The organism is Streptomyces sp., assembly GCF_035563135.1.
Taxonomy (GTDB): Bacteria; Actinomycetota; Actinomycetes; order Streptomycetales; family Streptomycetaceae; genus Streptomyces.
On the sequence record NZ_DATMVN010000660.1, the window covers coordinates 1 to 5,584 of the forward strand.

The following is a 5,584-nucleotide window of genomic DNA, read 5'->3' on the forward strand; positions in this document are numbered from 1 at the left end:
CCGCCGGCCATGAACAGTCAGCCGGGCATTACGGTGGGACACGAAGACCTCCGTGTGGTGCAGTCCTAGACAGCTCCACCACACCGGAGGTCTTCGCCTTTGATCAAGACCCCCGTGTCAACAACGCTCGTGATCAATACACCTAGGGTCGGTGGGGAAGACATCGCACAACCGATCAGGAGAGGTGCTGACGTGACCAAGCCGAAAAGGGCGCCGCTGCCGCACGACTTCCATCCGGAGGTCCCCTCGTTCACCGTGGTGAGCGAAGACCTCGCGCCGGGCGCCGTACTGGCGGACGCCCAGGTGCGCGCGGCGGGGAACACCTCGCCGCAGCTGCGGTGGGAGGGCTTCCCCGCGGAGACGAAGAGCTTCGCCGTGACGTGCTTCGACCCGGACGCCCCGACGGGCAGCGGGTTCTGGCACTGGGTGCTCTTCGACATCCCCGCATCCGTGACGGAGCTCCCGGCCGGTGCGGGGAGCGGGGCGTTCGAGGGGCTGCCCGAGGGCGCCGTACAGGCCCGCAACGACTACGGGGCGAAGGAGTTCGGGGGTGCCGCGCCGCCTGCCGGTGAGAACCACCGGTACGTCTTCACCGTGTACGCGGTGGACACCGAGAAGCTCGGCCCGGACAGCGACGCCTCACCCGCCGTGGTCGGGTTCAACCTGCGGTTCCACACGCTGGGCCGCGCCCAGCTGATCGGGGAGTACGCCACTCCGGAAAGCTGAAGGTTCGCCTCCTGTTTGCCCTGCCCTGGTCTTGGAGAGATCAGGGCAGGGCACTTTTTATTGCGTTGTCCATCACGGTCGGCCCGGACAGAGTTGATCCCGGGTCCGCCGACGGACGGGCGGCACACGGGAGGTGGGCAGGATGCGGGACACACTGGTACTCAACGCGAGCTTCGAGCCGCTGTCGACGGTGACGCTCAACCGTGCGGTGGTCCTGATCCTGCAGGACAAGGCCGTCGTCGAGCAGTCGCATCCCGGGCTCCGCATGCGAGGTGCCGCCGTGGACATTCCGGTCCCCCGGGTGATCAGGCTCTGCCGGTACGTACGGGTGCCGTTCCGAAGACACGCGCCGTGGTCCAGACGGGGCGTGCTCATACGGGACCAGCACCGGTGCGCGTACTGCGGGCGCCGGGCGAGCACCGTGGACCATGTCGTGCCGCGGGCCCAAGGAGGCCAGGACACCTGGCTGAACACCGTGGCCTCGTGCGCGGAGGACAATCACCGCAAGGCGGCCCGGACGCCGGAGCAGGCGGGCATGCCGTTGCTGCGGCAGCCGTTCGTGCCTTCGCCGGCGGACGCGATGCTGCTCGCGTTGGGGGCCGGCGACCGGTCGGCGCTCCCGGAGTGGCTGGCGCGCTCCGCGGCGTGACCGCCTTCCCTGCTCACACGAACGTACGTACATGAACGTATGCGGAGCCCGTCCCACCTGCCGGAGGGGCGGGCTCCGTGCTTCAGCGCAGCAGCAGTTGGACGATGGCCGCGGTGCCGACGACGACGATCAGGCCGCGCAGGAGGCGGGGGCTGAGCCGGCGGCCGACCCTGGCGCCGATCTGGCCGCCGAGCGCGGACCCCACGGCGATCAGGACGACGGCCGTCCAGTCGAAGTCCGCGACGAAGAGGAAGAAGAGGGCGGCGACGCTGTTGACGACGGCGGCGAGGACGTTCTTGACGGCGTTGAGGCGCTGCATCGTGTCGTCGAGCAGCATCCCCATGAGGGAGAGATAGATGATGCCCTGGGCCGCCGTGAAGTAGCCGCCGTAGACGCTGGCGAGCATCAGGCCGGTGAACAGGAGGGGCCCGCCGTCGGGCCGGGCGGCGGTGCCGGTGCGGTCGCGGCGGCGCTGCACCGCCCTGCTGATGCGGGGCTGCAGGATGACCAGGACCAGCGCGAGGGCCACCAGGACGGGGACGATCGTCTCGAACGCCGTGGAGGGCAGGGCGAGCAGGAGGGTGGCCCCGGCGAGTCCGCCGGCCAGTGCGCCGACGCTCAGTTTCAGTATGCGGCGCCGCTGCCCGGTGAGCTCCTGCCGGTAGCCGATGGCACCGCTGATGGAGCCCGGGATCAGGCCGAGCGCGTTGGACACGGTGGCGGTCACCGGTGGCAGCCCGGTGGCGAGCAGGACGGGGAAGGTGATCAGCGTTCCCGACCCGACGATGGTGTTGATCGTGCCGGCTCCGACGCCGGCCGCGAACACCGCGAGAATCTCCCAGACGGACAAGGCCATCCCCTTCGATGGTCAGTGACGCCTCCCCGCCATGAAGGTCGAGGGGCCTCACTGATCATGCACGAAGGTGTTTCCCGGTCAGTCGACCGGGGGTTGTTCCCGCCGCTCGGTGCCGGTGTTGAAGCCGGGGGCGCCGCTGCCGAGGTTGCCGAAGGCGCCGCTGAGGCCCTTGAGCGCGTCGCCGATCTCACTGGGCACGATCCAGAGCTTGTTGGCGTCGCCCTCGGCGATCTTGGGAAGCATCTGGAGGTACTGGTACGACAGGAGCTTCTGGTCCGGGTCGCCGGCGTGGATGGACTCGAAGACCGTGCGGATGGCCTGGGCTTCACCTTCGGCGCGCAGCGCGGATGCCTTGGCCTCACCTTCGGCGCGAAGGATCGCGGACTGCTTCTCGCCCTCGGCCGTGAGGATCGCGGACTGCCTGATGCCCTCGGCGGTGAGGATCGCGGCACGCTTGTCACGGTCGGCGCGCATCTGCTTCTCCATCGAGTCCTGGATGGAGGTGGGCGGTTCGATGGCCTTGAGCTCGACGCGGTTGACGCGGATGCCCCACTTGCCGGTGGCTTCGTCGAGGACTCCGCGCAGTGCCGCGTTGATCTCCTCGCGGGAGGTCAGGGTCCGTTCGAGGTCCATGCCGCCGATGATGTTGCGCAGCGTGGTGACGGTGAGCTGCTCGATCGCCTGGATGTAGCTGGCGACTTCGTAGGTGGCGGCGCGGGCGTCGGTCACCTGGTAGTAGATGACGGTGTCGATGTTGACGACGAGGTTGTCCTGGGTGATCACCGGCTGGGGCGGGAAGGGGACGACCTGTTCGCGGAGGTCGATCCGGTTGCGGATCGAGTCGATGAACGGGACGACGATGTTCAGCCCGGCGTTGAGCGTGCGGGTGTAGCGGCCGAAGCGCTCCACGATGGCGGCACTGGCCTGCGGGATGACCTGGATCGTCTTGATCAGGGCGATGAAGACGAGCACCACCAGAATGATCAGGACGATGATGATCGGTTGCATCGTGTGCCTCGTGCCCTTCGGTTGCCGACGGATCGCGGTGATCGAGGTCGAACGGTCATGTCGGTCGCATCTTTTATGAACGGTGCGGTCTCATGATGATCGACTTCGAGTTTGGCAGACTGTGGCCTGCCGTGTGACCGGTTCGCTCACATGACGACGGCCGTTGCACCGTCGATGTCCACGACATCCACCTGCCGGCCGGGGTCGAAGACCTGGTCGCCGTCGAGCGAGCGCGCGGACCACACCTCGCCGGCGAGCTTGATGCGGCCTCCGCTGCCGTCCACCCGTTCCAGGACGACGGCCTGACGGCCTTTCAGTGCGTCGATGCCGGTGGCTTCCCCGGGCCGGCCCGCGCGGTGTCTGGCGGCGATCGGCCGGACGACGGCGATCAGGGCCACCGAGACGACGGCGAACACCAGGACCTGGGCGACGATGCCTCCGCCGAGGGCCGCGACGACGGCCGCGGCCACCGCTCCGGCGGCGAACATTCCGAATTCGGGCATCGCGGTCAGGACGAGGGGGATGCCCAGTCCCACCGCGCCGATCAGCCACCACACCCACGCGTCGATGTCCACATGGTCATCGTAGGACCGCGGGTGCCTTCCCCGACAGGGCGCAGAGGAGGTTGGCTGTGGTGCGACTACTGGCCGAGAGGCAGTCCGCGAGCGGTGTAGCGGTCGCCGTGGTGCTCGACGACGAGCGGCAGGCCGAAGCAGAGGGAGAGGTTCCGGGAGCTGAGCTCGGTCTCCATGGGGCCGGTGGCGAGCACCTTGCCCTGCCGGATCATCAGGACGTGGGTGAAGCCGGGCGGGATCTCCTCGACATGGTGGGTGACCATGACCATGGAGGGGGCGTACGGGTCCCGGGCCAGCCTGCCGAGGCGGCGGACCAGGTCCTCGCGCCCTCCGAGGTCGAGGCCGGCGGCCGGCTCGTCGAGGAGGAGCAGCTCGGGGTCGGTCATCATGGCGCGGGCGATGAGGGTGCGCTTGCGTTCGCCCTCGGAGAGCGTGCCGAACTTGCGGTCGAGGTATCCGGTCATGCCGAGGCGGTCGAGGAAGGCGCGGGCGCGCTCCTCGTCGACGGCTTCGTAGTTCTCGTGCCAGGTGGCGGTCATGCCGTAAGCGGCGGTGAGGACCGTCTGCAGCACGGTCTGGCGCTTGGGGAGCTTTTCGGCCATGGCCGCACCGGCCATGCCGATGCGGGGGCGGAGCTCGAAGACGTCGGTGCCGACCCCGCCGAGCCGCTCGCCGAGGACCTTGGCCGTGCCGGTGCTGGGGAAGAGGTAGCTGGAGGCGACGTTGAGGAGGGTGGTCTTGCCGGCGCCGTTCGGGCCGAGGATGACCCAGCGCTCCCCCTCCTTGACCGACCAGGAGACGTCGTCCACCAGAGCGCGTCCGTCGCGGACCACGGATACGTCCACCAGCTCCAGTACATCGCTCATGGCGCGTTGTCTCCCCATACAGTGTCGAGATCGTCGCGTGCCTGTGGGCACAGCTCCCAGGGAAAACCTACGCCACCCGAGGAGTGCTCAGGCCCTGGGGCCGTTCCCTAGGCTGGTCCCATGCTTTCGGAACCACGCTCAGGGCGGCTCGCCGCATGGGGAAACGCACTTTTGGCCGGATTTGTGTCACCGGACGACGCGGCGCTCGCGATCGTCGGTGAGGACGCGGTGCACCGTGTCGAGGGGATGCCGGGTGAGACGGGGCCCGTCGGGCTCACCCTGGCACTCGGCCGGCTGAGGGGACTCGGCGCGACCGGTTTCCGGGTCGCCCTGCCGGTGCCCGGGCATCCGCTGGGGCTCAGCGGGCCGCCGGACTTCAACGCCCGGGCACTGGAGGCGGAGGAGGCGGTGGTCGCGTCCGGGGTGCCCTACGGGCTCGTGCCGGAGGTGAGTGAGGCGGGGCCCGCCGGGGATCTGCATGTCGAGGTGGTCTGGCGCTGCCTGCCGGTCAGGGAGGCACCGCCTGCGGATGTGCCGTCGCTCGGTGAGGCGGAGCGGGAGCTCGCCGAGGCGTTGCGGGACGCCACGGCGGTGCTGTCCCGGCTCGATGTCGCCGGATCCGGTCCGGTCGCGGAGGCCGCGGTGGATGCCTACCGGGCGCGGGCGGAGCGGGGGCGGGAGGTGCTGGCTCCGGGTTATCCGCCGCGGGCGGTCCGGGTGCTGGAGCTGGCTCAGCGCGTCGGGCTGCTGGTGTCGGTGGCCCATGAGAACGGGCACGGCGGCGCGGTGAGCGCCTCCGAGATCGCGGCCCGGGGTGAGGCCCTGCGGCCGGTGGAGCGGGTGGCCAGGCGGGCGCAGGTCGCGGCGTACAACGCGTACGTGGAGGAGCGGGGCCGGTAGCCGG

General features: G+C 69.6%; 7 protein-coding genes. 3 read left to right on the forward strand and 4 right to left on the reverse strand.

Going from position 1 to position 5,584, the window contains the following annotated elements:
• The first annotated feature begins 192 nt into the window (after positions 1–192).
• Together VN520_RS29480 and VN520_RS29485 are read left to right on the forward strand one after the other, a co-directional pair.
• Positions 193–726, forward strand: a complete 534-nt coding sequence (locus tag VN520_RS29480) for a YbhB/YbcL family Raf kinase inhibitor-like protein (protein ID WP_325750000.1) — start codon at positions 193–195, stop codon at positions 724–726.
• A 142-nt stretch (positions 727–868) separates the two neighbouring features.
• A complete protein-coding gene (locus VN520_RS29485) occupies positions 869–1,375 on the forward strand; it encodes an HNH endonuclease (RefSeq protein ID WP_031099942.1) in 507 nt (168 codons plus the stop codon).
• Between the two features lie 82 nt (positions 1,376–1,457).
• On the opposite strand, the gene VN520_RS29490 is transcribed toward VN520_RS29485, so the two are convergent.
• From VN520_RS29490 to VN520_RS29505, 4 genes are all read right to left on the reverse strand, one after another.
• Entirely contained in the window at positions 1,458–2,231 is a 774-nt protein-coding gene (locus tag VN520_RS29490; protein ID WP_325750001.1) for a sulfite exporter TauE/SafE family protein, read from the reverse strand.
• Between the two features lie 78 nt (positions 2,232–2,309).
• Positions 2,310–3,239, reverse strand: coding sequence for an SPFH domain-containing protein (locus VN520_RS29495; RefSeq protein ID WP_033305602.1), 930 nt, complete (start codon positions 3,237–3,239; stop codon positions 2,310–2,312).
• Positions 3,240–3,385: 146 nt separating this feature from the next.
• Positions 3,386–3,814 (reverse strand): NfeD family protein, encoded by a 429-nt coding sequence (locus tag VN520_RS29500; protein ID WP_325750002.1) that lies wholly within the window; start codon positions 3,812–3,814, stop codon positions 3,386–3,388.
• Between the two features lie 65 nt (positions 3,815–3,879).
• Positions 3,880–4,680: an ABC transporter ATP-binding protein gene (locus VN520_RS29505; RefSeq protein WP_325750003.1), complete on the reverse strand. Its 801-nt coding sequence runs from the start codon at positions 4,678–4,680 to the stop codon at positions 3,880–3,882.
• Between the two features lie 120 nt (positions 4,681–4,800).
• Between VN520_RS29505 and VN520_RS29510 the strand changes: the two genes are divergently transcribed.
• Complete coding sequence (locus VN520_RS29510; RefSeq protein WP_325750004.1) at positions 4,801–5,580, forward strand: hypothetical protein; 780 nt, start codon at positions 4,801–4,803, stop codon at positions 5,578–5,580.
• The last annotated feature ends 4 nt before the right edge of the window (positions 5,581–5,584 follow it).